General features: G+C 68.9%; 22 protein-coding genes. 8 read left to right on the forward strand and 14 right to left on the reverse strand.

The annotated features are described in order from the left end of the window. Window positions 1–89 precede the first annotated feature (89 nt). The 11 genes from ACWEH3_RS16430 to ACWEH3_RS16480 all read right to left on the reverse strand — a co-directional run bounded on the left by ACWEH3_RS16430 (window position 90) and on the right by ACWEH3_RS16480 (window position 12574). Window positions 90–1415 carry a UDP-glucose dehydrogenase family protein gene (locus ACWEH3_RS16430; protein ID WP_450022698.1) on the reverse strand — a complete coding sequence of 442 codons (1326 nt, stop codon included), beginning with the start codon at window positions 1413–1415 and terminating at the stop codon, window positions 90–92. After that, window positions 1408–2358 (reverse strand): glycosyltransferase family 9 protein, encoded by a 951-nt coding sequence (locus tag ACWEH3_RS16435; RefSeq protein ID WP_450022700.1) that lies wholly within the window; start codon window positions 2356–2358, stop codon window positions 1408–1410. The genes ACWEH3_RS16430 and ACWEH3_RS16435 overlap by 8 nt, the downstream gene beginning before the upstream one ends. Then, window positions 2349–3038: an SDR family oxidoreductase gene (locus ACWEH3_RS16440; RefSeq protein WP_450022702.1), complete on the reverse strand. Its 690-nt coding sequence runs from the start codon at window positions 3036–3038 to the stop codon at window positions 2349–2351. Before ACWEH3_RS16440 ends, ACWEH3_RS16435 begins: the two co-directional genes overlap by 10 nt. Window positions 3039–3059: 21 nt before the next feature. After that, the gene (locus ACWEH3_RS16445) at window positions 3060–4442 is read right to left on the reverse strand and encodes a PfkB family carbohydrate kinase (RefSeq protein ID WP_450022704.1); all 1383 of its coding nucleotides are present in this window, start codon (window positions 4440–4442) and stop codon (window positions 3060–3062) included. Then, window positions 4439–5002: a D-sedoheptulose-7-phosphate isomerase gene (locus ACWEH3_RS16450; protein WP_450022706.1), complete on the reverse strand. Its 564-nt coding sequence runs from the start codon at window positions 5000–5002 to the stop codon at window positions 4439–4441. The genes ACWEH3_RS16445 and ACWEH3_RS16450 overlap by 4 nt, the downstream gene beginning before the upstream one ends. Next, on the reverse strand, window positions 4999–6042 hold the full coding sequence (locus ACWEH3_RS16455; protein ID WP_450022708.1) for a glycosyltransferase family 9 protein: 1044 nt from the start codon (window positions 6040–6042) through the stop codon (window positions 4999–5001). The genes ACWEH3_RS16450 and ACWEH3_RS16455 overlap by 4 nt, the downstream gene beginning before the upstream one ends. Next, entirely contained in the window at window positions 6039–7538 is a 1500-nt protein-coding gene (locus ACWEH3_RS16460; protein ID WP_450022710.1) for an HAD-IIIA family hydrolase, read from the reverse strand. The genes ACWEH3_RS16455 and ACWEH3_RS16460 overlap by 4 nt, the downstream gene beginning before the upstream one ends. Further along, on the reverse strand, window positions 7535–9157 hold the full coding sequence (locus ACWEH3_RS16465; RefSeq protein ID WP_450022712.1) for a carbamoyltransferase family protein: 1623 nt from the start codon (window positions 9155–9157) through the stop codon (window positions 7535–7537). Before ACWEH3_RS16465 ends, ACWEH3_RS16460 begins: the two co-directional genes overlap by 4 nt. Before the next feature lie 120 nt (window positions 9158–9277). Next, complete coding sequence (locus ACWEH3_RS16470) at window positions 9278–10249, reverse strand: UDP-glucuronic acid decarboxylase family protein (protein WP_450022714.1); 972 nt, start codon at window positions 10247–10249, stop codon at window positions 9278–9280. Window positions 10250–10257: 8 nt separating this feature from the next. Beyond that, window positions 10258–11565, reverse strand: a complete 1308-nt coding sequence (locus ACWEH3_RS16475) for a glycosyltransferase (RefSeq protein WP_450022716.1) — start codon at window positions 11563–11565, stop codon at window positions 10258–10260. A 31-nt stretch (window positions 11566–11596) separates the two neighbouring features. Continuing rightward, complete coding sequence (locus tag ACWEH3_RS16480; protein ID WP_450022718.1) at window positions 11597–12574, reverse strand: glycosyltransferase; 978 nt, start codon at window positions 12572–12574, stop codon at window positions 11597–11599. Window positions 12575–12734: 160 nt separating this feature from the next. Between ACWEH3_RS16480 and ACWEH3_RS16485 the strand changes: the two genes are divergently transcribed. From ACWEH3_RS16485 to ACWEH3_RS16500, 4 genes are all read left to right on the forward strand, one after another. Next, window positions 12735–14126, forward strand: coding sequence for an aldehyde dehydrogenase family protein (locus tag ACWEH3_RS16485; RefSeq protein ID WP_450022720.1), 1392 nt, complete (start codon window positions 12735–12737; stop codon window positions 14124–14126). An 89-nt stretch (window positions 14127–14215) separates the two neighbouring features. Further along, window positions 14216–15103, forward strand: a complete 888-nt coding sequence (locus ACWEH3_RS16490; RefSeq protein WP_450022722.1) for a polysaccharide pyruvyl transferase family protein — start codon at window positions 14216–14218, stop codon at window positions 15101–15103. Then, window positions 15100–15984 (forward strand): glycosyltransferase family 2 protein, encoded by an 885-nt coding sequence (locus ACWEH3_RS16495; RefSeq protein ID WP_450022724.1) that lies wholly within the window; start codon window positions 15100–15102, stop codon window positions 15982–15984. The genes ACWEH3_RS16490 and ACWEH3_RS16495 overlap by 4 nt, the downstream gene beginning before the upstream one ends. Before the next feature lie 3 nt (window positions 15985–15987). Beyond that, complete coding sequence (locus tag ACWEH3_RS16500) at window positions 15988–16884, forward strand: glycosyltransferase family 2 protein (protein WP_450022726.1); 897 nt, start codon at window positions 15988–15990, stop codon at window positions 16882–16884. A gap of 35 nt (window positions 16885–16919) precedes the next feature. Here ACWEH3_RS16500 and ACWEH3_RS16505 read toward each other — a convergent pair whose 3' ends face one another. The 3 genes from ACWEH3_RS16505 to ACWEH3_RS16515 form a co-directional block, all read right to left on the reverse strand. Continuing rightward, window positions 16920–17897 (reverse strand): acyl-ACP desaturase, encoded by a 978-nt coding sequence (locus tag ACWEH3_RS16505; RefSeq protein WP_450022728.1) that lies wholly within the window; start codon window positions 17895–17897, stop codon window positions 16920–16922. Window positions 17898–18012: 115 nt separating this feature from the next. Then, window positions 18013–18795, reverse strand: a complete 783-nt coding sequence (locus tag ACWEH3_RS16510; RefSeq protein WP_450022730.1) for a sigma 54 modulation/S30EA ribosomal C-terminal domain-containing protein — start codon at window positions 18793–18795, stop codon at window positions 18013–18015. 241 nt (window positions 18796–19036) lie between these two features. Then, window positions 19037–19651, reverse strand: coding sequence for a hypothetical protein (locus ACWEH3_RS16515; protein WP_450022732.1), 615 nt, complete (start codon window positions 19649–19651; stop codon window positions 19037–19039). An 824-nt stretch (window positions 19652–20475) separates the two neighbouring features. Between ACWEH3_RS16515 and ACWEH3_RS16520 the strand changes: the two genes are divergently transcribed. The 4 genes from ACWEH3_RS16520 (at window position 20476) to ACWEH3_RS16535 (ending at window position 23802) form a co-directional block, all read left to right on the forward strand. Continuing rightward, a complete protein-coding gene (locus tag ACWEH3_RS16520; protein WP_450022734.1) occupies window positions 20476–21075 on the forward strand; it encodes an SLATT domain-containing protein in 600 nt (199 codons plus the stop codon). 394 nt (window positions 21076–21469) lie between these two features. Beyond that, window positions 21470–22492, forward strand: coding sequence for an SDR family NAD(P)-dependent oxidoreductase (locus ACWEH3_RS16525; protein ID WP_450022736.1), 1023 nt, complete (start codon window positions 21470–21472; stop codon window positions 22490–22492). Beyond that, window positions 22452–22895 carry a pyridoxamine 5'-phosphate oxidase family protein gene (locus ACWEH3_RS16530; RefSeq protein ID WP_355074173.1) on the forward strand — a complete coding sequence of 148 codons (444 nt, stop codon included), beginning with the start codon at window positions 22452–22454 and terminating at the stop codon, window positions 22893–22895. Before ACWEH3_RS16525 ends, ACWEH3_RS16530 begins: the two co-directional genes overlap by 41 nt. Before the next feature lie 109 nt (window positions 22896–23004). Further along, window positions 23005–23802 (forward strand): SDR family NAD(P)-dependent oxidoreductase, encoded by a 798-nt coding sequence (locus ACWEH3_RS16535; RefSeq protein ID WP_450022738.1) that lies wholly within the window; start codon window positions 23005–23007, stop codon window positions 23800–23802. Window positions 23803–24048: the final 246 nt, after the last annotated feature.

The following is a 24048-nucleotide window of genomic DNA, read 5'->3' on the forward strand; positions in this document are numbered from 1 at the left end:
CAACGACTACAGCCGCGCCTACCTACGGCAGTGGCAGCGGGAACACCCGTGATCGGGAACCACGATGGGGTGGCCGGTGAGGTCGACCGTCACCGCCCCGGTCCGTCCGCGGAAGCGCGGGTGGTGCCGTTGCCCAGCACCGTGAATCCGGTGTCGATGAGCAGGCGCTCGTCGAGAAGGTTTCTCGTGTCGACGATGACGGCTCGGTCGACGTCGGTCGCGAGTTTCGCCCAGTCGAGCGACCGGAATTCGGGCCACTCGGTGAGGATCACTATCGCGCCGGCGTCTTTCGCCACCAGGTAGGGGTCGTCCACCACGCGGATTCCGTCGAGACCCGGGGTGCCCGCCGGCACACACGGGTCGTAGGCGGTGACCGTGGCGCTGTGCCGGGTCAGCTGCCGCGCGACCGCGACGGCGGGGGAGTCGCGCAGGTCGCCGGTTCCGGCTTTGAACGCGAGGCCGAGCACGCCGATCCGGGTTCCGGCCAGCGAGCCGTCGACCGAATCGGTGACCGCGCGGCGGATCTTGCGCAGCACCATCGCCTGCTGGCGGTCGTTGGCCTGCAAGGCATTGCGAACCATGGCGAAGTCCACACCCCATGCTTCCGCGGCACGCAGGAGCGCGCGCGTGTCCTTGGGCAGGCACGAGCCGCCCCAGCCGGGGCCTGGAGCGAGAAAGGCGGGACCGATCCGGTCGTCCATCCCCATCGCGCCGGTGACCTTGGTGATGTCGGCGCCGACTCGTTCGCACAGTTCGGCCAGTGTGTTGACGAACGAGAGCTTCACCGCGAGAAACGCGTTGCTGGCGTACTTGGCCAGTTCGGCGCTGGCAGAGTCGGAACGCAGCACCGGTGCGCCTGTCCCGGCGTAGAGCGCTGCGACACGGTCGGCCGACTCCCCATCGTGCTCGGCCGCGCCGAGGAGAACCCGGTCGGGGCGCAGGAAATCCTCGACCGCGTGGCCCTCCCGGAGGAATTCGGGGTTGCTGACCACCGCCGTGCCCGCGAGACCGGACAGGGCGGGAATCCGCGCCGCCGTCCCCACCGGGACGGTGGATTTGGTGACGAGCACACAGTCCGGCGGCAGGACGGTGGCCAATGTCCTCAGCGCGTCCTCGAGTACGCCGAGGTCGGCCGTACCGCCGGTGCCCATGGGCGTGGGAAGGCACAACAGGACCACTTCGCATTCGTGCAGCGCTTGCGCGTCCGATGTGAAGACCAGCCGATTTTCCTCCAGTCCCTCGCGGACCAGTTCCGGCAGCCCGGGCTCGACGATCGCGACCGCACCCGTACGCAGCGCCGCCACTTTGGCTTCGTCGTTGTCGACGCAGATCACGTGGTGTCCGAGGTGGGCGAGGCATGCGGCGCTGGTGAGCCCCACATAGCCGGCGCCAACCACGCCGACGTGACTACCCATGGCGGACCCGCTGTCCGAGCAAGTCGGTCGCGACGGTGAGCACATGTTCGGGTCGCACCATGAGCAGGCCCGGATCCGGATAATCGGCGTGCGGGTCGCCGACGGTCCCGGCCCACAGCGCGATGTGGCGTTCCGCGTCCGCGGGCGGCCCCCACCGGTGCGGGGGCGTGGGCCCGAACAGCACCACCGACGGTGTGCCGAACGCGGTGGCGAGATGCCCGACGCCGGTGTCACCGCACACGACCAGAGCCGCGTCGGCCACCAGTGCGGCGAGTTCGGTCAGATCGGTGCGTCCCGCGTACACCGCCGAGGGCGGTAGCCCGGCCTTCTCGGCGACCGCGTTGGCCAAGCGCATTTCGTCCCTGCTCCCGGTGATCACCACTCGATGACCGTCGGTGCCGAGTTCACGCGCCACTCGCGCGAAGCGTTCGGACGGCCAGCGCCGTGCGGGATACGCCGCGCCGGGATGGATCACGACCGCATTCGACTCGGGGGCGGGTCGCGGTGGGGCCGGCAGCAGCAGTGCGGTGGGATCGGCGTCGATCCCACCGTATTCCAGCAGCCGGCACCAGCGATCCACCTCGTGCACGTCGTCGCGCCACGCGGGGCCGGGCAGGTCGGGAAATTCCGGATTGTGGTGGGTCAGTAGCGCGTCCGGGCCTGCCGCCAGCAGATCGCGGATGCTCTCCGGTCCTTTGCCGTGCAGGTTGACCGCGAGACTCGGTGGCGCCGTGGGCCATCGAAGCGCACCCAGTCCCGCCGTCGGCAGCAGTTCGTCGACCGCGTCGATGAGTCCGACGAGGTCACGCAGCGCTTCCGGCGCCGCGAGCACCACCCGGTGGCCGGGGTGGGCGCTTCTGATCCCACGCAAGGCGGGCACGATGGTCAGCAGGTCGCCGAGCCCGAGTGCCCGCAGCACCAGGATCGTGCGCGTCAGGGCCACGATCCCTCTTCCGAGGCGCACACGACCATCTCCCTGACCTCGCAGCCCGGCGGCTGCCGGAGCGCGAAGACCACCGCGTCGGCGACGTCCTGAGGTTGGTTGAGTTTCGCGTCGGGCGGCGGCTTGTACTGCTCGTCGCGGTCGTCGAAGAACGCCGTGTGCATCCCGCCCGGGATGAGCAGGGTCACCCCCACGCTGCCCGCCGTTTCGGCGGCGAGCGCCCTGGTGAAGCCCACGACGCCGAATTTCGACGCGCAATAGGCGGTCGCATGACCGACCGCCTTGATGCCCAGGGTGGAAGCACACGTCACGACCGTTCCCTTGCTCTCCCGCAGCGCCGGAAGGGCGGCACGAATCACGGCGGCGGTGCCGAACAGATTGACCTGGACCACGTATTCCCATTTCTTCGTCGGCACTTGGTCCAGTGGGCCGCAGGCGTCGGTCCCCGCCGCGGTGAACACGCCGTCGATCCGGCCGCCCGTGCGTTCGACGATCTCGTGCACGGCTTGTTCGGCGGCGACGGTGTCGGCGAGATCGGCACGCACGAAATCGACGGGTGTCTCGGGCTCCACCCGGTCGATCACGTAGGGGCGGCCCCCGTTCGCGCGGACGGCGGCGGTGACCGCCGCGCCGAGCCCGGAAGCGCCACCGGTGATCAGGACATTGCCGAGGGTTCGCATCGCGCTCCTTGAGTTCTCGGGTCAGCCGCCGACCTGGCTCGCGGTGACCAGTTGTGTAGTCGAGTAACCGGGAACAGTGGGGATCAGCGCGATCTCGCCGCCGTAACCGCGAACGACCGCGGCCTCGGGGAGATCAACGCCGGAGTAGTCGCCGCCCTTGACCCACACATCGGGGCGAAGGCGGTCCAGCAGTGCGCTCGGCGAGGATTCGTCGAACACGACGACGGCGTCGACCGAGGACAATTCGACGAGCAGCCGGGCACGGTCCCGTGCGGTCACGATCGGCCGGCGCGGTCCTTTCAGGCGCCGCACCGACGCATCGGAGTTGAGGCAGACCACCAAGGCGTCACCCATGGCGCGAGCCTGGCGCAGCAGGCTCACATGGCCGGGATGCAGCAGATCGAAACAGCCACCGGTGGCGACGAGTCGGCCGCCACGCGCCCTGATCCGCGCCGCCACCTCGAACGCCGACTCGTTCGTGTCGGTCGGCACCGCCGTGGCCACGGCCGTGCTGTCGCACGTGGACAACGTGGCCGCGCCGCCCGCCGCGACGAACCTGGCCGCCGCGTCGACCGCGTGCGACACCGCGTCGGCGACCGTGGAGCCGCCGAACAGTGCGGCGGTCGCGGCCGAGGCGAATCGGTCACCCGCGCCGCAGGTGTCGGAACCGGAATGCCCGGCGAGACGGACGTCGGGGGGTACCGGAACCACAGTGAGCCGTTTTCCATTGGCCAGGACCGCTCCGCCCGCACCGGTGGTAACCGCGACGGAATCCGCTGCCCACTCGTCTCGCAGCACCTTCGCCAACTCGTCGGGTTCGACATATCCCGGCGCGAACTGGCGTGCCTCTTTCAGGTTCGGCGAGACCAGTTGTGCTCCCGGCGTCGGCATGGGGCCGCGCGGGTGCGGATCCCACACCACCGGTACCGACCGAGCCAGTTCGGTGAGCAGGCTCCGGATCCGGGGATGCGCGGCGACACCCCGGCCGTAGTCCGCGACGAGGATTGCCCCGGCCGCCCGCAGTGTCCTGGTGACCGCGGCGCTCACCGAGCCGCCGTCCGCGGTGCCGTCGCCGGTGTCCATTCGCAACAGCGACTGTCCCGCGGCGCGGACGCGGGCCTTGCGAACCGTCTTGCCGCGCAGCGCGATCGGAACGACTCGAACGTGCTGGTCGAGGAGCCGGGTGAGGATGCGGCCGTCGTGGTCGTCGGCCGTCGCCGTGATGAGCGAGACCTCGGCGACCGACTGCGCGGCCAGCGCGGCGGCCAGCCCGGCACCACCCGGGCGTATCCACTGGTGTTCCACGTCCACGACGGGCACGGGCGCCTCGGGCGACAACCGCTCCGCGACGCCTTCGATGTCGACGTCCAGAATGCTGTCGCCGACCACGACCAACGGCTTCATGTCGGTACCCCCAGTGCATCGTCGAGCGCCGAGCACAGAGCGTGCACCAAGACCAGATGCACTTCCTGCACGGTGGCCGTGGTGGGCGCGTCCACGGCGACGGCGTCGTCGCACAGCGCCGCGAGCGGATTGGGCGCGGGCCCGGTCATGGCCCACGTGATGACGCCGATGTCGTGCGCCGCTTTCGCCGCGGCGACCACGTTGTGACTGGTGCCGCTGGTGGACAACAAGACGAGGATGTCGTCGGGCCTGCCGTGCGCGCGGACCTGGCGCGCGAACAGTTCGGTCTCGCCGTAGTCGTTGATGATCGCGGTACCCGCCGAGGTGTCGGCGTGCAGCGCGATCGCCGAGAACGGACGGCGCTCGTTGCGGAAGCGGCCGACCAGCTCACCGGTCAGGTGCTGTGCTTCCGCGGCGCTGCCGCCGTTGCCGCAGGCGAGCAACCGTCCACCGTTGGCGAGCACGACCGCGAGTTGCCTGCCCCATCTGCGGATATCGGGTGCGAAGCGACTGGTGCGGTCCAGCGCCGCATGCAAAGCCGCGAAATGGTCCTCGATCACCCCACACCTCCTGTCCGCAGGCGCGTGAGTCTGCCCGCACCGAGTTCTTCCGCCACCGTGACGACCTGCTCGGGGGTGATCGAGTCGAGGCACGGGTGCCCCGCCACCGGGCAGACCCGGGCTCTGCTGCCGCGGCACGGCGCGCGTTGGTCACCGAGCATGGCCACCGGCACGCCGTAGGGCGCCCACCGCTCGGCGGGCACGACCGGTGCGAACAGCGAGACCACGGGTGTCCCGACGGCCGCGGCGAGATGCGCCGGGCCGGTGTTGGGCGCCACCACGACGCTCGCGTCGCGGAGCACAGCGGCGAGTTCGGGCAGGGTCGTGGCTCCACCGAGATCGATACCGTGTCTGCCCGCGACGGCGCCGGTGAGCGGCCGGTCGGCGGGAGCGCCGGTCACGATCACCCGGTGACCTGCGCTGGTCAGAGCGGCGACGATGGCCGCGGAACAGGACGAGGACGGCTGCCGCGCCGGTACCGACGCGGCCGGATGCACAACCACGTAACCCGGTTCGCCGGTGAGCCCGCCGACCTTCGGCAACGGCTGCCGCACAGCGAGTTTCCCGTCGTCGCCGGGCGGCAGCCGGAAGCCGGCCGCCGCGGCGAGCGACAACGCCCGTTCGGCTTCGGGCGGATCGCCCTCGACGCGATGGCGCAGATCCAGCAACGAACCGGGGTAGTCCTCCGAGATCGCGCCGATCCAGGGAATACCGGCCATCCGAAGCAGCAGCGCCAGCGGCAGCGGCGACTGGTGGAAGGACGTGAGGATCAACGCGAGATCCACCTGGAGCGCGCGTATCCGCTCGAGAAAGGCATCGATGCCCGCCGACGTGACCGCGGGCGGCTCCAGATCGATCCACGGCGCGCGCCACGTCACGACCCGCTCCACACCCGGCAGAAGATCCGCGGCGGCCCGGCCGCGCGGCCCGGCCAGCAGCGTCACCGAATCGACCTGCGCGGCCACCGCTCGGACGCACGGCCCCGCCAGCAGCACATCGCCGAAATTGTCCATGCGGGCCACCAGCGCCCGGCCGGTCACGGCACACCCGCCATCGCCAGCCGGACGGCCTCGGTCAGATCCCGCGCCACGGTCGCTTCGCGACGCGCGCGATGCACCTCGCCGGGAAGAGTTCTCGCCGTCGGCACCAGGATCGCGCGTGCGCCCGCGGACTGCGCGGCGGCGACGTCGGCGCCCGTGTCGCCGATGACCACACACCTGCCGATGTCGACGCCGAGATCCGCCGCGGCCTGCCGGATCAGGCCCGGCTCCGGTTTGCGGCACCCGCAGCCGTCGCCGTCGCCGTGCACGCACACCTGCCAGGTCGCGAACGGTCCGAGCAGATCCTCGACTCGGGAGTTCACCGCGGCGAGCTGTTCGGCGCTGATCAATCCACGCGCCACGCCGGACTGGTTGCTCACGATGCCGAGCTGGATGCCCGCCGCGCGCACTTTCCGCAGCGCGTCGGCGGCTCCCGGCACCGGCTGGACCTTGGTGGGGTCGGCGAGGTAAGGGACATCGATGATGAGGGTGTCGTCGCGGTCGAACAGCAACGCCAGCGGCGAGGCGTGGGTCGCGTTCCGGTGACGCAGCTCGCCGCGCAGTCGGTGCCAGCACGCGGCCGGTGGAATCAGCGCGCTGCTCAGCGTCATCCGGCCGATCTCGCCGGGTGTGCGGGGTCCGGGTGCGATCCGGCGCGCTGCGAACGCACCGGTCAGCGCCGTCCAGATGGCCGCGAAAACGAGGGCGGGCAGTTTACGGCCCGCGATGCCGAGCGCCATGGCCACCGCACCCGCGGCCGTAGTGAACGCGTGGCGGCGGAGAAGTCCGGCCTCTTCGCCGATCCGCTGCCGCCATCGAGCGCCGTATTTCCGCCGCAACAGGGCGTTGTCGGCGTTCCCGCGTTGTGCTCGGACACTGGCCATCGGTCCCGATTCGCGAAGCGGGTGGCGAGTGACGCGTTGTCCGGCCGCGATGACGTAACCCGCGAGGCAGACCCGGAGTGCCAGATCGGCGTCCTCGCGGAACGCCCGCGGGAACCGTTCGTCGAAGCCACCCACCGCGATCAGCGCGGACCGGCGATAGGCCATGTCCGCCGTGATCCACCGCGCCGTGGCCAGCCGTGCGATCCCGCGTTCGGCGTCGGTCGGCTTGCGGTGCTTCGGCAGCGGAACCTCGATACGGGCCGTGGAAGCCGCCGTGTTGTCGTCGAGACCACGTAGGTCCTCGGCCAAGCGGGCGGGCCAATCCGGCGCGGTGAGCACATCGTCATCGAGGAAAGCGATCCAGGTTCCTTTGGCATGCCGCCACCCCGCGTTCCTGGCCGCGGCGGGTCCGCGTCCGCCCGAGCGGATGACCTGAACCGAAGACACCGTCGCGGGCAATGGTAGGTCCCCGACTCGGGGCCGATCGTCCACCACGATGATCTCCCGTGGTTTCGGTCCCGACGCCGTGTCCAGCGACTCGAGCAGCGCGCGAAGACTTTCCCGGCCCATGGTCGGGATCACGATGCTGTAGTCCACGGTGGGGCCGTTCATGGGCGACGGACCACGAATGAGCCGATGGCGAGCAGATCGATGGGTGCCGAACCGAAGCATTCGAGGGCGTCGCGCGGTGAATCGACCATCGGCCTGCCCGCCGTGTTCAGGCTGGTGTTGATCACCACCGGCAGACCCGTGTGCCGCTCGAACTCCGCCAGCATGCGTGCCAAAACCGGCTTGTCGGCGGGATCGACGGTCTGTACCCGCGCGGTGCCGTCGACATGTGTCGCGGCCGGGATCCGCTCTCGCCACTCCGGCGCGACGTCGTGCACGAACAGCATGTACGGGCTCGGCAGCGGCCCGCGTCCGAAGATCTCGGCCGCCCGGTCAGCGAGCACCATCGGTGCCAGCGGCCGGAACTGTTCGCGCCCCTTCACATCGTTGAGGCGTTCGAGATTCGCCGACCGGCCGGGGTGAGCGAGCAGCGAACGGTGGCCGAGTGCGCGCGGGCCGAATTCGGACCGGCCCTGGAACCAGGCCACCACCTGGTCTTCCGCGAGCGCTTGCGCCACGTCCGCCGCGATGTCGTTGGATTTCGTGTACCGGACCTTGGCCGTGCGCAGCACGGTTTCCAGCTCGGCGTCCGTCCATTCGCGGCCGAGGTCGGCGCCCCGCATCGGGGTGACCCGCTCCCCGAACTCGGCCGCCAATTGCAGCGCGGCGCCCAGGGCGGTGCCCGCGTCGCCCGCGGCGGGCTGGACCCAGATCCGCTCGTAGGGGCCTTCGGCGTGCAGACGGCTGTTGGCCACGCAGTTCAGCGCGATGCCACCGGCCAGCGTGAGGGTTCGCTGCCGGGTCTGGCGATGCAGCCAAGAGGTCAACTCGAGCAATACGTCCTCGAGTCGTCGTTGGACGCTGGCGGCGAGGTCGGCGTGGTCTCGGCCGAACTCGCCGCCGCTGACCGTGGGGGCGAAGTCCGACCAGTTCACGGCCTCGGTACGGAAACCGCCGTCCCGGGTGGAATACACGAGTTGGCGGAACCGATCGAGGAATCGGGGGGTGCCGTAGGAGGCCAGTGCCATGACCTTGTATTCGTCGCTGGACCGGGTGAAGCCCAGGTGCTCGGTGAGGTCCTCGTACATCAATCCGAGCGAGTGCGGCAGCCGCTGTGCCGCCAGCTCCACGAACTTGCCGTCTCGATATTCCCCGGCGAGATAGGACTGGCTTTCGCCGCGTCCGTCGGCCACCAGCACCGCCGAGTCGCCGGACGGGGCCGCGAGGGCCGCGGACGCGGCGTGCGCCAGGTGATGTCGCACGAAACGCACGATGGTGGGATCGAGGCCGGGCAACGCGGCCGCGAGAAAAGCGGGCGCTCGGAACGCGTAGTCGGTTCTGGTCGCCTCGCTTTTCCGATCGAGACCGCCGAGTGAATGATCGACCAGTGCCGGGTCGTAGGAGTAGCCCACCGCGTCGAGCTGGTCGGGGCGTAGCCCCGCTCGCTCCAGACACCATGCGGCGGCTTGTTCGGGCAGTTCCCATGCGGAGAACGGCACCGGGCGCTTGCCGTGCTTGCGACGGGTGAACCGCTCTTCCTCGGCGGCCGCGACGATCTCGCCGTCCACGATCAGAGCCGCAGCAGGATCATGAAATACCGCGTTGATTCCGAGAATGCGCACGGGCCGCCTTTCTGTTCGAGACGCGGTTCGAGACGCGCGGGACCCGGTTCGCCCGCTGGCATACAAGGGGGGCGCTACCCGGTGAAGTCGCGACTAAACCGATCCGCCATCGGGCGCCGCTCAGCGCACGGACTCTTCGGCCGACTCGGCGGTGCGCCCGGCGAACCAGTCGATCGTGCGGCGCAGTCCTTCCTTCCTGCCGATCAACGGCCACCAGCCCAATTCGCGCCGGGCCAGCGAGATGTCCGGGCAGCGCCGTTTCGGATCATCGATCGCGCTGTCGACATACGTCACGACGGAACGGCTGCCGGTTGCCGCTCGGATCTCCTCGGCGAGGCCGCGGACGGATATCTCGTGCGGATTGCCGATGTTGACCGGCCCCGGATGGTCGGTCGACGCCAGCGCGAGCAGGCCGCGCACCGTGTCTTCGACATAACACAGCGAGCGGGTCTGCTCGCCGGTTCCCGCGATGGTGAGCGGTGCGTCCGCCAACGCCTGTGCGATGAAGGTGGGCACCATCCGGCCGTCGTCGGTACGCATGCGGGGACCGTAGGTGTTGAAGATCCGGGCGATCCCGGTGTCGGCGCCAAGCTCCCGGCGAAATGCCATCGTGAAAGCCTCGGCATACCGCTTCGCCTCGTCATAGACGCTGCGCGGCCCGACCGGATTCACGTGACCCCAGTAATTTTCGGGTTGCGGGTGGACACCCGGGTCGCCGTAGACCTCGCTGGTCGACGCGAGTACGAAACGAGCTCGATGCCGCTGGGCCAGGTCGAGGGCGTTGGCGGTGCCGAGGGAGCCCGCTCGTAGCGTCTCGATCGGCAGTCGCAGGTAGTCCGGTGGCGACGCGGCCGACGCGAGGTGGAAGACGACATCGAAGAAGCCCATCGTCGGCAGCGGCTCGGTGACGTCGTGCCGGACGAGGTCGAATCCGGGACGGGCCAGCAGCCGGGCGACGTTGTCCGGCGTGGACGTGGCGAAGTTGTCGAGCGCGACCACGATGGTGCCCGCGTCGAGCAACTGCTCACAGAGGTGTGATCCGACGAAGCCGCATCCACCGGTGACCAACGCGCGTTCGCAGGGTTCGGACATGCTGTGGCCTATCCGCGTCCGCTCGCGTGAAGACCGCGATCTGCCGATGGTGACCCGGGAGCAAGCTTGCCGCTGTCGCCTGTGCCGTCGAGCGAACGGCTGTCGGTGGGCCCATGTCCGTTGCGTGCGCCCGCGCGTGCGGTCACCCGGCGGTACGCGTGGAGAGTTTCGGTGGCGATCCGATCCCATGAATAGCGCGACTCGACACGCTCGCGCCCGGCGCGGCCGTAGCGCTCCCGGACCCCGGGTGTGGTCAGCAGCTCGCCGACCGCGTCGGCCAGTTCCGCGGGCTCATGCGGGGGAACCAGCCTGCCGGTCACACCGTCGACGACGGTATCGATGAGTTCGCCGACCGCAGTGGCCACCACGGGAACGCCGCACGCCATCGCTTCGAGTGGCGTCATCCCGAAGGGCTCGTACCACGGCGTGCACACGGCCACGTCCGCCGATCTCAGGAGCGGAGCTATCCGGGTCCTCGGCACCCGGCCCAGCATGCGCAGCCGTTCTCGCACGCCGAGTTCGTCCGCCAGGGCCAGCAGCCGCCTGCCCTCCGGGTCATCGGCGAGCTCGGCATCGTCCGGGCCGCCGACCAAGACCAACTCGGCGTCCCGCAGGCCGGTGAGCGCGGTGATCGCGGTGTCGAAACCTTTGCGGGGCACCAACCTGCCGACGCTGATCATCCGGTACTCGGCCGACTTCGGCTCTTTCGGTCCGTCGGGTGCGAACTGTTCGAGGTCCACGCCGCACGGGATCACCGAAGTCTTGGACCGGGGTACGCCCAGCCTGGCCAGTTCGAACACCTCGTCGGTGCAGGTGGCGATGATCCGGTCGGTCTGTTCGGCGATCAGCCGTTCGAGGCGTATCCGGTCGGCCGGACTGGTGTCGTTCGCGCCTTGGTGGCGGCGCTTCACCACGCCCAGCGCGTGAAAGGTCTGTACGACCGGAATGTCGGTGGGGCGTGCCCCCGACAGGGCGGCGAGCCCGGACATCCAGAAATGCGCGTGCACGACATCCGGTCGCGGGTCGCGCCAGTGCTCGCGCAGGAAAATGCCGAATTCGACCATGTGCGGCAGCAATTCGTCCTTCGGCAGCGGACGAGCGGGGCCGGCCGGGACGTGGACGACGCGGTAACCTTGTTCGGCGGTGACCATGTCGGGCGCGTCCGCCTCCTCGCGGCGGGTGTAGACGGTGACCTCGTGCCCCTGCCTGCACAGGGCAGCGGACAGCTCGGCGACATGAACGTTCTGCCCACCGGCATCGACGCCGCCCAGCACCGCGAGCGGACTGGCGTGTTCGGACACCATCGCGATCTTCATGATTCCGCCTTCTCTCTCCGGGACCCTGCCTTCATTCGGTGACCTCGGCGAGCAGGGCATCCCACCGGCGCAGGAAGACCTCGAGGCCGTAGTGCTCGAGCGCGAACTGCCGTCCCGACTTGCCCGCCAGCGCCGCGAGATCGGGTTCGTGGAGGAACTCGTGGAACTTCGCGGTGAGCACCGCGACATCGGTGGATACGGCACCGGCTTCGGGCGGCACCGCCATGACGGCCTCGGTGGTGGCGAGAGCTACCACCGGCATGGCCAGGTGCATGGCTTCGAGAAGGGACAATCCGAGCGAGGTCCAGCGCGCGGTGTGCAGGTACACCCTTCTGCGCGCCATGTCCGGATGCAATGCCGACTGCCGCAAGTCTCCGATGCCGTGGATCGGGTACCCGGTGGACCTGTTCGCCGTGTAGTCGCCGGCTCCGATCCCGTACACATCGATCGGTCCCGCCATCGCGAAGTCGGGCAGGAGATCACTCCCGGTGATCCTTCCGCGCCGCATCGGCTCGTTGATCAGCGCCACGCCATGGGGCAGTTCGCCGGTGTAGAGCGCGCCGGGGTCGACGATTCCGTGCGGCACCACCCGGGTGGGCGCGCGTCCGCTGTCCCACATCAAGTCGTTGAAATGCGTGACGTGCACGAGCGGGATGTCGGCGCGATCCGCCAGCGGATGCCTGCTGGTGGCGGCGCTGGGCCGCGGCGCGTTGTGCTCGACGAAGACCGCGGGAATATCGGCCCCGGGACGACGACCGAGCCATCGTTCGGTGAGTTCGATTTCCTCCGGGCGCTGGAGCACGACCACGTCCGGCTCGGTTTCGCGCAAGCGGTCAACGGGCACCTCCGCGGCGGACGGCCAGTCGCGGCCGCACCGTCCACGGCCCCATTGCCCGCCGTCTTCCACCACGGGCAGCAGATAACGGTGCCGCCCTCGGACGAACGACGTCGTCCACGAGCCGTGCACGTGCCACAGCAGCACCGTGAGCCGCTCGATCTTTTCGGCCATGCCGGTAGCTCTTGCCTATTGCCGCCGGATCAAACCTGTTCGGCGCGGCCCGGCTGCGAACTTATAGCTATTGTCGATGTCCTGGCACCGCTGCGCGGCGGTACCGCTGCAGCGCGCGTGCGACCGGTTTGAACCAGGGATGCCAGGCAATGGCCGCGATATGAGCGCACCCCATGCTGCCCCGTCGGCTACTGAACTCCGCGCGACCGGAACAATCGAGATCTTCGATCCCGCCAGCGGCGCCACCGTCGGCAAGGTACCCATGACGGATGCCGCCGAGATCGATCGGCAGGTTGATCTAGCGAATTGCGTGCAAACCACCTGGGCACGAACAACGGCGGCCGAGCGGGCCGTCGCGGTCCGCGCCGGTGCTGTCCTGCTCCGCGAGTATGCCGATGAACTGGCCGAACTCAATCGGCTCGAAACCGGACGTCCGCGGTCGGAGAGCAAGGAGGGGGTGCTGGCCGGTGCCGCGACGCTCGAGCAATATGCCGAACTGGGGCCGTTGCACCGAGGCCGAAGTCTGCAAGGAGCTTTCGAGGCGACCGACCTCATGGTGTGGGAGCCCCGCGGCGTCGTCGTCGCACTGACGCCCTGGAACGATCCCGTCGCGGTGTCCTGCGGTTTGCTCGGCGCGGCGTTGGTCACGGGAAACACGGTCGTGCACAAGCCGAGCGAACGCGCACCGCACACCGGAGCTCTGCTCGGCGAGTTGCTTTCCCGAGCGCTTCCCGGCGGCGTTCTACAGACGGTGCAAGGCGACGGCCGGGTCGGCGCGTTGCTCGCCGCACGTCTCGATGTGGACGTCGTCGCGCATGTCGGCAGCACCGCCACGGGACGGTCGATCGCGCGCAGCGTCGCCGACACCGGTGCGAAGGCACTGCTGGAGAACGGTGGCAACGACGCGCTCGTCGTCGACGCCGGTGTGGATCCCGTCTGGGCGGCCGGGCAGGCGGCGCTCGGCGCGTTCGCGAACTCCGGCCAGATCTGCGTGTCCGTCGAGCGGATCTTCGTGCATCGGGACGTCGCGGAGGCCTTCCTGGCGGCGCTGGTGGCCGAAGCCGAGTCCTGGAACCCGGCGCCGCTGGTCGACCGCCATCATCGCGAGCAGGTCCACGCGCACGTCCGCGACGCGGTGGAGCGCGGCGCCGAGCTGCTGACGGGCGGAGTGCTGCCGGACGGTGCCGGTGCGCACTATCCGGCCACCGTGCTGGCGCAGTGCGATCCGGCCATGCGGATCATGCGGGAGGAGACCTTCGGTCCGATCGCGCCGGTACGGGTGGTGGATACGTTCGAGCAGGGCATCGCGGAGGCCGCGACCGACGACTACGGGCTCGCGGCCACCGTGCTCACGGCGTCGATGGCCAACGCGCAGCACGCTTGGCGGGAGCTGCCGGTGGGGACGGTGAAGATCAACTCGGTGTTCGGCGGGGCGCCCGGCGGAGCGGCGCACCCGCGGCGGGCCAGCGGGTCCGGTTTCGGTTACGGGCCGGAATTGCTGGACGAGATGACCCAGACGAAGGTCGTGCACCTGCGCCCGGCCCCGAGCTAGGACGCCGCACCGCGGTCTTCGCGGTCACCGAGCGGAGAGATCGCCGTCGCGGGTGATTGACCCGGGGCGCAGCGGGTATGGGCAGACACATGCGGGTACTTGTCACCGGGTGGCCCAGCTTCCTGCACGGGGAAGCGACGGCCGGGGACGTGTTGAGCATGAGCCGAGTGTGCGACGCGCTGGCCTCCGCAGCGATACCCCACGACACGGCGTGGAGCCCGGGGTTTCGTTCCGACGGGATGCATCTGGACGACGCGGACTCCCGGCGATATTCGCACCTGGTGTTCGTGTGCGGGCCGGCGCACGGTGAACAGGTCCGGTTCCTGCACGAACGGTACGCCAACTGCCGACGCATCGCGGTGGGCGTCTCCATCCTCGATCCGGCCGATGCCGCGGTCACCGGGTTCCACCGCATCTTGCCGCGCGACGGTCCGTCGATCGCGCGACCGGACATGGCGGTCGGGGCGTCCACGGTGAGCGTCCCCGTGGTGGGAGTCGTCTTCGCCCCGGGCCAGGCCGAATACGGCGTGGCCAGGCGGCACCGGTCGGTGCATCGCGCGTTGCTGCGGTGGCTGCGGGAGCTCGACTGCGCGCGACTACCGCTCGACACCAGATTGACGTCCGACGATTGGCGCCTGTGCCGCACACCAGACCAGCTCGCGTCGGTGTTCGCCCGCTTGGACGCGGTGATCACCACTCGACTGCACGGCTTGGTGCTGGGCCTGCGAGCCGGGATCCCGGTCCTCGCGGTGGATCCCATCGCGGGCGGAGGGAAGGTCACCGCGCAGGCGAGGGCGCTGGACTGGCCTGCCCTGGTCTCCGCCGAGCAGACCGCCGACGCGGGTGCGTTCGACCAGTGGTGGCGCTGGTGCCTGGCATCGGCGGGGCGCGAACGCGCGCGGCGGCGAGAGTTCCCCTCGGCCGATGCCTTGACCAGCGACCTGCTCGACGAACTGCTCGCGGGGCGGCCGGCGTGAGCGCGCCGACGGTGGCGAAGACCACCGTCGTCATCGCCACTCGCAACCGCGCTGCCGAATTGGCCCGCACCTTGACCGAATTGCGCGCCCTGCGCCCGGCCCCCGCGATCGTGGTACTGGACAACGCTTCGGTCGACGGCACGGTCGGCGCGGCGGAGGCGTTCCCGGATGTGCACGTCGTCCGGCTGCCCCGCAATCTCGGCGCGGCGGCGCGCAACCTCGGCGTCGCACTGGCCCGCACCCCCTACGTCGCGTTCAGCGACGACGACTCGTGGTGGGCCGAGGACGCGCTGCGCGAAGCCGAGCTGGTGCTGGATGCCCATCCGCGGCTCGGCCTGATCGCCGGACGCACGCTCGTCGGCGCCGACCACCGTGACGATCCCGTCAACGAACTGATGGCGAGCAGCCCGCTCGGGCATCCCCCCGGTCTGCCGGGCCCGTTGGTCCTCGGCTTCCTCGCCTGCGCGGCCATCGTCCGGAGAGAGGCGTATCTGCAGGCCGCCGGGTTCAGCCCGCTGTTGCATTTCGGCGCCGAGGAACGCCTGCTGTCACTCGATATGGCGGCGTGCGGCTGGGACCTCTGTTATGTGGCGCGAGTGCGCGCCCATCACCACCCCTCGGCGCGGCGACCGCCGCGCGCGTGGCGCAGACGGGCCGAACAGCGCAACAACGCGTTGATCACTTGGATGCGGCGGCCGTTGCGGCGGTGCGCGGCCGAGTCCGCGGGCCTGTTGCGCCGAGCGGCCCGGGACCCCGGAACGTTGCTGGCGTTCGCGGGGGTCGTTCGCCGCCTGCCGAGGGCGCTGGCGCAGCGGCGCACGCTGCCGCCGGAGGTCGAGCGCCGTGCCAGGACGCTGGAACTCGCCCATGGAAGGAAGTGACGGATGGTCACGGAACGAATGACGGTCGTCATCATGACCCGCAACCGGCGCGAACAATTGCTGCGAACCCTGGCGCACATGACCGCGCTGCCCGACGCGGCGCCGATCATCCTCGTCGACAACGGGTCAACGGACGGCACCGCCGACGCGGTCGCCACGGCGTTCCCCTCGGTGATACTCATCCGCTCGGCGGAGAACCTGGGGGCGGTGGCCAGGAATATCGCGGTCGAGCGGACGACAACGCCGTATGTGGCGTTCTGCGACGACGACACGCGATGGCAGCCGGGCGCCTTGACCCGCGCCGCCGATGTGCTCGACCGATACCCCGGCCTCGGCTCGGTGACCGGACGATGCCTGGTCGCACCCGATCTCCGAGAAGACCCGATCACGCCGGAACTGCGCGACTCGCCGGTCGTCGGGCCCGACTGGCTGCCCGGCCCCGCTCTGCTCGGCGTGATGGCCGCGCTGTCCGCCTTCCGGGTCAGCGCGTTCCGGGAGGTCGGCGGCTTCTCCCGGCGTCTGTGGTTCGCGGGCGAAGAGGAACTGCTCGCCCTCGACCTCGCGGCGCACGGCTGGTGGATGTGCTGGATGGAGGACATCCTGATCCACCACGAGCCGTCCACCACCCGTGATCCGACCCACCGTCGCAGGCTCGGCATCCGGAACACGTTGTGGACGCTGTGGTTGCGCCGCCCGGTTCGCAGCGCCACCCGGCGGACCGCCGTCGTACTCGGATCGGCCCCGGCCGACCTGACGACCGCCGCGGCCGTCCTGGACACACTCCGTGGGATACCGTGGGTGCTGCGCGAACGAAAAGTCCTGCCACCGCCAGTGGAGGCGGGCCTCGTTCTGCTGGAAGAATCCCAGCGCCGTTCCCCCGCGCGTCGCTATGTGGGTTGACGGTCGTCTCGTCGGGGAGGACCTACCCGGGCGTACTATCCCGCAGCGGCGCCGACACCCCGGCGTGCTTCCCGAGCGAGGGCACGGTCGCGTTGTTCCTCGAACCGGGGAATGCGCACTTCCGTAAGGTCGTCCAAGAAGGCGGCGAGTCGTTCGCGGGCTTGCTCGCCGCGTGGCCCGAAGTCGTCGCGGTCGAGGATGTTCCATTGCCGGATGACGGGTTGGAGCACTTCTTCCAGGTGCTGGCGCAGATCGTAGATGCCGTGTTTGGCCATGAGGACGCCGTTGCGCCGGAAGTTGGGCATGCCGGTGCCCGGCATGCGGAAGTTGCGCACGATCAGGTCGATCGCTTCGATGGCCTGATCGGGCACCAGATCCAAGGCGGCGCCGCACATGCCGCGGTAGAAGATCATGTGCAGGTTCTCGTCGGCGGCGATGCGTTGCAGCATGCGGTCGGCGACCGGGTCGTCACAGACCGCCGCCGTGTTGCGATGGCTGATGCGGGTCGCCAACTCCTGGAAGGACACGTACGCCACCGAGTACAGGAACCCGCCGTCGAAATCGGTGTCCGCTCGCTCCACCGGCGCGCCGAAGCCGGTGGACATGTGCGCCATACGGTCGTTCTCCAACGCGACCGGGTCGACGCCTCGGGTGACGACCAGGTAGTCACGCAGGGCGATGCTGTGGCGGGCCTCCTCGGCGGTCCAGCGTCCCACCCACGACCCCCACGCGCCGTCTCGGGAAAAGCTGGCGCTGATCTCGCGGTGATAGGACGGCAGGTTGTCCTCGGTGAGCAGATTCGTGATCAAGGCCGCCTTCGCCACCTCGGAGAGCCGCGATTGCCCTGGCTCCCAATCGATCCCGCCGAGCACCGCGAAGTTGTGTCCTTCGTCCCAGGGCACATAGTCGTGGGGATGCCACTCCTTGACCATGGACAGGTGCCGGTTCAACGCGGTACCCGCGAAAGGTTCGAGCTCGGTGAGGATCTCCAGCTGTGTCAGATCACGCGCCAATGTCGTGTCCGCCTTTCTTTGCGCATTGCTTCGGAAGGGAGAGATGCCCGGCCCGGCCCGGTCGCGATCAGCGACGACCGAGGCCGGACGGATAACGCCGGGGAAGTGACGACTTTCAGGCGGTCGCCGTGTCGGTGGCGCCGGTGCGGGGTGCGACGAGCGTCAGGCCGCCGTCGTAGCGGCGATACATCAGATGGCCGCGTCCCGACGATGGGTCGGTGTAGAACAGGAACGGCAATCCGCATTCGCATACCCGTTCCACTGCTCGTGTTTCGGTGAGCTCCGGTGCGGGGCGGGGGTTGATGGTGAACAGTCCCGAACTGCCGACGATCGAGTGTGGCGTATGGACACTGTGCTGGCGCGCCATCCGCAGCCCGAACGGTCCGGCGCGGTAGACGACGGCGTCCTCGCCGGTCTCGGCATCGGTGAACAGATGCGCGTCGTAATCCATCGCGTCCAAGAGCGCCGTCGCCGCGGGCAGCGAGCCCGTCATCAGCGCAACCGCCTTGCGGCGGACCAGTTCTCCCGGGCCGGGTGCGTCCAGCGGCCGACGGTCCGGATCCGGCCACGGCCGCGGCTCCCACGGCTTCTGCAACGCCTTGATCTGCCGTTGCAACCGGATCACCGTCGGCAACGCGTCACCACGACGATGTGCCAACGTCTGGATCCGCGCGAAGGTGTCACCGACGGACAGATTCACCTGGATGACCATCGGGCCGTCGTCGCTGTCCGGGGCCGTGATCCGCAGGCGGGCGGCGCCCGCGACAGGGAATCGCCGCAGTAGACGGCCGACCGTACCGGCGAAGCGTTCCCGCTCGAGGGCCGGTACCCGGCCGGTGGCGAACATGGCGACTTCCGGGAACGACGTCGACGACCACACCTCCGACACCAGCGACATCCCATCCTCCACTGCTCTCGCCCCACCGACTCACCTGGCAAGACTGTGCCCGCAGCATGGGTCGTGCCCGTAGGGCCGAAAGTCCGTTACGCCGATTACTTTCAGCATCGTGAAGTCCCTCGGCGATCGGCCGTCCGTCGCGCGAGATCGTGGAGGCCGCCGATGCGACGGCCGGCCACCGTATGCCGGCCGACGGGCAGATCGAGGCGTCAGCGGAGCGTGAGGTGGTCCGCGGGCCTGCTCACTCGACGCGTGCGGCCGGTTCGCCGGAACGCGCACCGGCCGCGGGCCGTGGCAGGCGCAGCGGCCTGGCCGGACGGTTGTAGGCCCATTGGGCGACGGCGATGACGGCCGATCCCAGCGAAGTGATACCTGCGAGCAGAGCCCAGTGGGTGAGTCCCGCGGTGTTGTAGGAGACCTGCCGGACTCCCGGCGCGATCAGGCTGCCGTTGCCGAACGCCCAACTCGTCACCATGCCGACCTGCCCGCCGAAGTCCGTGGAGCGGGCGAGCATGGCGCGCAGCTCGGGAGCCTTGCTGTTGACGTAGAGCACGGTGAGCAGGACCAGCGCCGCGGTCGTCACCGCGCACGCCGTCGCCGTGCGTGAAAGGACCTCGGCGCGAAGCCGGAGATTAACCACCACCACGCAGACGGTGAGGACGATCGCGCCCGCGGACAGCAGTGCCAGGGCCCCGCTGATCTGCGCGGTGGGCGGCTGCGACGACGACCAGACGTTCAGGTAGGAAGTGGTCGCGGTGATCCGGCCGAAGGCATCGGCACTGGCTTTGCCGTCGGCGCCCACAGCCCTGAGCCACGGCTGGAACAGCAGGATCAGCGTGACGATACTGCCGGCCACGGCGCACAGGTAGCCCCAGTGGCCCCGCAACGCCGACAGGGATGCACGGAATTCGCCGTGCCGTCCCGGCGCCGCGCTCGTTTCTCGCTCGAGTCGAGTGTCCTTTGCTGACCACGGCGTTGGCTGCACTTCGCTCCGAACTCGAGGACAAGGGTTCGCCGTCGGGAACCCAGGTGGACAGGCGGTCCCGACTGCGGTCGGCCTCACGCACGGTCGGCAGCAGGGCTATCCGGACGTTAAGAGCTGCCGAACGCTGGGAGAATGGTTGCGATCAGCACGATTTTGAAATCTCAGTGGGCGCCTGGGGGCCGGTGCGGAATGGAGATCGGCTCACCCGGCCACCCCACCTTCACCCAGCACTTCGGCTTCCAGGTCTGTGCGAACATTCGGGCAGACGGCATACCGCGTTCCGGGAAGAATTCGGAGCATTCTGCCGACGTCGGACAGCGGTCGGTGCTGCGCCGTTCGTCCGCATCGCAGGCGGGCGTCGAAAGATCTGGAGCACAGTCCGATTCGGTGCCGTGGCAATCTCTCCGGCAACGGTGCCGGAATTGACCGACGACTTACCTGGAGACCCCGTGTCGCCCGAATCCGTTACTAAGTCGCAACTTTCGCCGATCCGCGCGTCGCAACACCTCGGCATGGTCGACGCGGAATCGGTTCACGATCTAACTGAGAGCTGAAAAACACTGTCGTGCAATATGAGTCGGTACATCCGGCAGTGTCGAGCGGGCGTGCCGGGTAGGGTTGCCGACGCCGCTCCGGCCGTCTGGCAAACGGCCGAAAGGTGATTCGGGAGCCGTAGGCGAGATACAGTACGGGCCGTGACAGAGCACCGATCGCCCATCGGCGGGGATCGCTCGCAGGACCTCGGAGTGCCGCGTTCGCTGGACCTCCGCTCCGCCGACTGGTCGAGTTCCGATGAGACCCTTGCCCGGCTGTTCCAACGTGTCGAGGCGTACGCCATGGACGCGCGCGAGTGGTATTCGCGGGACGGTCTAACGAAGCGGCGGGTGAGCCTAGCCCTCACCGCGGCGATGATCGTGCTCGGCTTGTTCGGAATCCTGGTGCCCCTGCTCGCCACCGCCGGAGTCCACGCCATCGACCCGAGCTGGGGATATATCCTGCTCGCCTGCGCCGCCGGAAGCGCGGCATGCGACCGGTTCTTCGGCGTCTCCACGGCGTGGGCGCGCGACATCCGCAGCGCGCAGTCGATCAACGCGATGCTGTGCGACTTCCAACTCGAGTGGGCTTCGGTCTCCCGCGCGCCAGCCAATTCGAATGGGGAGATCGACCGCAGGATGGGACTGCTGCGGGATTTCTCCTACCGGGTCAACGAGGTGATCGCACACGAAACCGACAGCTGGACCGGGCAATTGCCGCTGTCGGCACTACCGCGGATGAGCAGGCTGGATCGGAGGTAGCGCCGGCTGCCGCCGCCTGCGGGCGGCTTGCAGACGAACCTCGACAGGCGATGTGGGCCAGGTCCGCGGATGCGGCGGACCTGGCCCTTCCGCGTCCTCGGACCAGCCTGCCGCGGCCGCGGTTACACGTGGGCGGGCCGCACGTCTGATCGAGTCCGCGTCGCTTCACGTCGCTGATCCGGAGCGTCTTACGGTCGGCTTTCCCTGCTTCTGGCGAGGTGCTGTACCTGGACACTTTTCGGTGCTGAGGGAGCCGTTACTACCGATCGATCGAGCACGTCACGCCTGTGTGCGAGGACGGCAGCCCGTAGCCGGTGCCCAACTTGAACCATACTGTCAAGCCGATTGGTCTGGAAAGATGACAAAGATGAACTGACCGGTTAATTTCGACCCCATGAAACATGTTGTCGTCGTGGGTGGTACCGATGGGATCGGCCGGGCTGTCGCCCTGGAGCGGCTGGCCGTCGGAGACGCCGTCGTGGTCGTCGGGCGAGACGCCGAGAAAGGCAGAAGCTTTCTCGCGGCAGCCGCGACGCTCGGGGCGGGCGACCGTGCGCATTTCGTGCCCGCGGAGCTCAGTTCGATCGGTGCGACCCGCACCGCCATCGACGCCATCCGAACCCGGTTCACCACGGTGGATGCCCTGGTGCTCTGTGCCAGGCACTATCGGTCCGATCGGCTGGTGACCGCGGAAGGGTTCGAATACACCTTCGCGCTGTTCTACCTGAGCCGATTCGTGCTCAGCTACGAACTGATCGACCTGCTGAACACCGCCCCGAACCCGGTCATCGTCAATGTGGCCGGTCCGGGCAGCGGAACCGGTGAGATCCGCTGGGACGACTTGGGTCTCGAGCGCGATTACCACGGCCTGCACGCGCTCGCGCAGGGCGGTCAGCTCAACGATCTGCTCGGTATCGAATTCGCGCGCAGGCCGACGTCGGCGCGAGTGCGATACGTGCTGGTGCATCCGGGGGTGGTGAACACCGCCCTGTCCGGCGACTACGACGCCGAGATGGCGGCCAGGATCGAAACGATGCGCCGCACCGCGCGACCGATCGACGAGGCCATCCGCCCGATTCTCGCGGTACTGGACGATCCGCCGGTCGAGGCGCTGACCGCGATCGCGCAGGGACAGCCGTTGGACGTGCACGGACCCGAGTTCGACACCGCCGCGGCCGCGCGGCTGTACGGTGAGACGACGAAGCTGCTCGGAAGGTCCGGCACCTTTTCATCGAACAGGCGCCCTGGTAGCTACACCGCGTGCACTCGGTGGCAGTCGCGGCGACGGTGTGCTCGAGGTCGGGAACCGGGGTTCGAGTGGCGTAGATGCCTGCGGATGTTGGTCTGGCGCCCGCTCGCGTACGTAGACTTTCGGCGTGACCGATCTCGCGGACTTCGCCCGGCTGATCGCCGGTGACCACGGACTTTGTGTCGTCTCCACGCTTCGAGCCGACAACACGATCCAGTCGTCGCTGGTCAACGCCGGCGTATTGCGACACCCGGCGACCGGTGCCGACGTGGTCGGCATGGTGGTACGCGGCGGCGTGCGCAAATTGGACAACCTGCGGGCCCGGGCGCGTGCCACGATCGTGGTCCGTGTCGGTTGGCAATGGTGCGCCGCCGAGGGGCCGGTGTGGATCGCCGGTCCGGACGACCCGGCCCCCGGGGTCGATGCCGAGCGGTTGCGGTTGCTGCTGCGTGAGGTGTTCACCGCGGCCGGTGGCGTGCACGAGGATTGGGACGAGTACGACAGAGTGATGGCCGCCGAGCGTCGGGCGGTGGTGTTGATCTCGCCGGATCGTGTCTACGGCAACGGCTGAGCTTCGCCGCGCCCCGCAAGAGCCGGAAATGGGCGCGGGGCAGCCGTAGTTCCGATCATGTCGAGCGGGATCGGTTACCGGGATCGACAGGCTTGTTAGCGTCAGCCTGGTGAATCTCGACCTGGATGGAAAACGCGCGATCGTGACCGGCGGCAGCCGAGGGATCGGATTGGCTGTCGCTCGCGGGCTCGCCAACGAAGGTGTGGATGTGGTGATCGCGGCGCGTGCGGCCGAACCGCTCGCGGCCGCTGCGCGCACGCTGACACAGGAAACCGGGCGGCGGGTGATTGCGGTCGCGACCGACACCGGTGACGATGACCAAGTGCGCGCGCTGGTTGAACGCACCGTCGCAGAACTGGGTGGCGTGGATATCCTGGTGAATTCCGCCGCCACCCCGTGGAGTGCGGGGGCGAGCGCCGATCTGGCGGGAACGGATGACGAGACCGTGCGGCGTGAGGTCGAGATCAAGGTGCTCGGATATTTGCGCACTGCCCGTGCTGTGGCGCCGTACCTGGTCGAGCAGCGGTGGGGGAGGATTATCAATATCAGCGGACTTGGTGCGCGGCAAGCGAATTCGATCGCGCAGACCATCCGAAATGTCAGTGTGTCCGCGCTGACGAAGAACCTGGCCGACGAACTCGGCCCGTCGGGTGTCAATGTCACCGTGGTTCATCCCGGCCTGACCAGAACCGAACGTCTCACCGACCGTTTGACTGTCGATGCCGAGAAATCCGGACGCCCGATTGCCGACCTCGAGGCCGAGATCGCGCGCAACACCCTGCGACGGGTCATCGATGCGAGTGAAGTCGCCGATGTGGTCACCTTCCTCGCCTCTCCGCGCAGTATCGCCATCACCGGTGACGCCATCGCGGCGGGCGGTGGAGTCCCCGGTCCGGTGTATTACTGATCGACTGTGAGAGTGTGGGCGGCGTCGGCGATGGCGACTCTGTGATCGTCGATCTCGAATCCGACGCGAAGTGTTAGCCACTCGACCCCGGTTCAAGTCTCCTCGACCGATCCGAATCCATCTCATCGTACCTGTTCAGAAGGCAATTTCGAGCCAGGTCGGTCCCCGGTGATTGGCCGAGTAGTTCGCCGACTGCACCGGTCGGCTGAGCAAAAACAGCAATACCGTGGGTCATTCGGCCGTCGC

The organism is Nocardia sp. NPDC004718 (assembly GCF_053601535.1).

Coding starts and splice junctions, on each gene's coding strand:
- ACWEH3_RS16430 (WP_450022698.1), bottom strand. CDS start 1,415: ATGGGTAGTCACGTCGGCGTGGTTGGCGCCGGCTATGTGGGGCTCACC.
- ACWEH3_RS16440 (WP_450022702.1), bottom strand. CDS start 3,038: ATGCGAACCCTCGGCAATGTCCTGATCACCGGTGGCGCTTCCGGGCTC.
- ACWEH3_RS16445 (WP_450022704.1), bottom strand. CDS start 4,442: ATGAAGCCGTTGGTCGTGGTCGGCGACAGCATTCTGGACGTCGACATC.
- ACWEH3_RS16460 (WP_450022710.1), bottom strand. CDS start 7,538: ATGAACGGCCCCACCGTGGACTACAGCATCGTGATCCCGACCATGGGC.
- ACWEH3_RS16470 (WP_450022714.1), bottom strand. CDS start 10,249: ATGTCCGAACCCTGCGAACGCGCGTTGGTCACCGGTGGATGCGGCTTC.
- ACWEH3_RS16475 (WP_450022716.1), bottom strand. CDS start 11,565: ATGAAGATCGCGATGGTGTCCGAACACGCCAGTCCGCTCGCGGTGCTG.
- ACWEH3_RS16480 (WP_450022718.1), bottom strand. CDS start 12,574: ATGGCCGAAAAGATCGAGCGGCTCACGGTGCTGCTGTGGCACGTGCAC.
- ACWEH3_RS16485 (WP_450022720.1), top strand. CDS start 12,735: ATGAGCGCACCCCATGCTGCCCCGTCGGCTACTGAACTCCGCGCGACC.
- ACWEH3_RS16490 (WP_450022722.1), top strand. CDS start 14,216: ATGCGGGTACTTGTCACCGGGTGGCCCAGCTTCCTGCACGGGGAAGCG.
- ACWEH3_RS16500 (WP_450022726.1), top strand. CDS start 15,988: ATGGTCACGGAACGAATGACGGTCGTCATCATGACCCGCAACCGGCGC.
- ACWEH3_RS16510 (WP_450022730.1), bottom strand. CDS start 18,795: ATGTCGCTGGTGTCGGAGGTGTGGTCGTCGACGTCGTTCCCGGAAGTC.
- ACWEH3_RS16525 (WP_450022736.1), top strand. CDS start 21,470: ATGAAACATGTTGTCGTCGTGGGTGGTACCGATGGGATCGGCCGGGCT.